The sequence below is a fragment of the Methylomonas sp. BG-2 genome (genome assembly GCF_057766305.1).
The window spans coordinates 1-2227 of record NZ_JBYMAP010000391.1; the positions used below are offsets into that span (position 1 = coordinate 1).

A 2227-nucleotide genomic window follows, 5' to 3' on the forward strand; every position below is an offset into this window, starting at 1 on the left:
CCCAACTGGCCAGTTTTTGTTGGCCGGACACCCAGAAGGCATGGGCCAGCCACCAGCGGAGCGCGAAGTCGGCCGCCGCCGAGGTTTGCTTGATCAGTACGGCGCGGATGGCCGGTTTCGGCGCCTTGGTCGCCGGGTGAAAATAAAGACTGTGCATCGTAAATCCTCGTTAACGGATAAAAAAACCGGTCAGCAAACCCATTTGCAACCAGCGCGGTAAATAAAGGTCCAGCGGCGGCGTCGCGGTTTCGCCGCTCGGGCGGTCCATGGCCTGGCCCAGCGTCAAACCGGCCGCCAGCGCCGACAGCAGCCGGAATTCGCCGCGCTCGATTTCGCTGGCGTTCACCTCGAAACCGTTGCGATGCACCACGACATGGCTGGCGCCGTCGGCCAGCGAAATCGGCGTATCGGCTTCGGCCTCCGGCTGGTTGGCTTGCCAGATTGCGAACACCGGATAGGGCGAGGCCAGCAAGCGCAGCGACGGATGAAAACGCAGCCGCAAGGCTGGATACAGACTGGCCGGCACCGCCGCCAGACCGCGTACGTCCAGCAGCGCGGCGTCGGCCGCGTGGTAGGCGCAGTGCCAATACCATTCCAGGCGGGCCACGTCAGCCAGATAATCCAGCCCATGGGTCGGTGGAAAATCCGCCAAGAAATCCGCCAAGGCCTCGCCGTAATGCAGCAAGGCCGCCTGGCCCGGCGGATGGGCTTCGATGAAAAACCGCGCCAGATAGTTAAAAAATTGCTCGCCCACCAGCCGTTCGACCACCGGATACACCTCGCGCAAGGCCTGAGTCAGGCCCAGCCGGGTATTGTTGCGGTACAGAGCCAAACGCTTTTCGGCCGGGATTTCGCCGCCGACGACGTCCGCCGGCACCCGCTCGACCAAACCGAAAGCGTAGTCGGCCATGTCTCGTTGCAAATCAAGCAGTGCATGCATCGTTGGTCTCCAATAATTCGTCGGCCTTGGCGGCCTCGTGCAACAGCACCGGCCAGGCCGGCAATTCCGCATCCCATTCGATCAAGGTCGGCCGCCGGCCGATGCGCCGCAATACTTGGCGGTACAACTGCCAGACCGGCGCCGCCACCGGCCCGGCGTGGGTGTCGAGCAGCAGACTCGCGCTGTCGATAGTACGCAGCGCGTGGCCGGCCAGATGCAATTCGCCGATCCGCGCGCCGTCCAGTTCGGCCAGATAATCGGCCGGGTTCCAATGCAGGTTGTGGCTGGAGACGTACAGATTGTTGACGTCCAGCAGAATGCCGCAACCGCTGCGCCGGGCCAGCTCGTTCAAAAACCCGCTCTCGCTGTAATCGGCGACCCGGTATTGCAGATAAGCGGCCGGGTTTTCGATCAACAGCGTCCGCCCCAGAAAGTCCTGGACTCGGCCCAGCCGGTCGCACACGTGGTTCAGCGCGGCTTCGGTGTAGGGTAGCGGCAGCAAATCGTTCAGATAGCGGCCGCCCTGCGAACTCCAGCTCAAATGTTCCGAGACCAGGCCGGGATCGATACGATCGATTAAGCGCTTGAGTTGGCGCAGATACTCGGTATCGAGCGGATCGGTCGAACCCAGCGACAGGCCGACGCCGTGCAAACTGATTGGCCGCTCGGCGCGCAAGGTTTCCAGGTAGCGCAGCGGCGGTCCGCCGGCGCCGAAATAATTTTCGCTGTGGACTTCCAGCCAGCCGACCGGTACCGGGCCGGCCAAGGCATCGCCGTGATGGGCCGAACGCAGGCCGACTCCGGCGCAAGCCGGAATCGGCGCGGCGACCCGCCGCGAAAGTTGAGAGGATCGTGGCGTTGTCATCGCGGCTTACATGCCGGGCATCTGGGTTTGGCCGCCGACGATGCGCTCGCAAGTCCCGGCCGGCACCGCGATGAAGGCGTCTTTTTGGCCGTCGCTGCTGGAATGGCCGGCGCAAGCGTTCGACAAGGTCTTGCAGTCGTTCTTGCCGGCCTTGGCGACGCCGTAGCATTTTTCCATGTCCATCTTGTCGGCGGCGACCGCCGAACTTTGCGCGCCGATCGCGGCCAGGGTTAACAAGGAAGCGACGGCGGCTGTCATCACGGTATTCGAGTTTTTCATAGTGGTATCTCCAATTTGAGTGGTTAAGTTTGAGTAACGTCGGCGGCGTTTGCCGCGACGTTTTAGGTATTACAAACGCCGTGCCAAAATCGTTTTTCATGAAATACTCAATTGAATTCAATAGGATAACGGAGTTAAAGTCG

At 62.0% G+C, this 2227-nt stretch carries 3 protein-coding genes; all 3 read right to left on the bottom strand.

The genetic code is table 11. The features are described 5' to 3' along the window. Nucleotides 1-169 precede the first annotated feature (169 nt). The 3 genes from AC3B8H_RS20530 to AC3B8H_RS20540 are packed head-to-tail and all read right to left on the bottom strand — an operon-like array spanning nt 170 to nt 2084. Complete coding sequence (locus AC3B8H_RS20530; RefSeq protein ID WP_488443374.1) at nt 170-940, bottom strand: HvfC/BufC N-terminal domain-containing protein; 771 nt, start codon at nt 938-940, stop codon at nt 170-172. Further along, on the bottom strand, nt 924-1805 hold the full coding sequence (gene bufB, locus AC3B8H_RS20535) for an MNIO family bufferin maturase (RefSeq protein ID WP_488443375.1): 882 nt from the start codon (nt 1803-1805) through the stop codon (nt 924-926). The genes AC3B8H_RS20530 and bufB overlap by 17 nt, the downstream gene beginning before the upstream one ends. A 6-nt stretch (nt 1806-1811) precedes the next feature. Next, nucleotides 1812-2084 (bottom strand): BufA1 family periplasmic bufferin-type metallophore, encoded by a 273-nt coding sequence (locus tag AC3B8H_RS20540; protein ID WP_488443376.1) that lies wholly within the window; start codon nt 2082-2084, stop codon nt 1812-1814. Nucleotides 2085-2227: the final 143 nt, after the last annotated feature.

Coding starts and splice junctions, on each gene's coding strand:
- AC3B8H_RS20530 (WP_488443374.1), bottom strand. CDS start 940: ATGCATGCACTGCTTGATTTGCAACGAGACATGGCCGACTACGCTTTC.
- bufB (WP_488443375.1), bottom strand. CDS start 1,805: ATGACAACGCCACGATCCTCTCAACTTTCGCGGCGGGTCGCCGCGCCG.
- AC3B8H_RS20540 (WP_488443376.1), bottom strand. CDS start 2,084: ATGAAAAACTCGAATACCGTGATGACAGCCGCCGTCGCTTCCTTGTTA.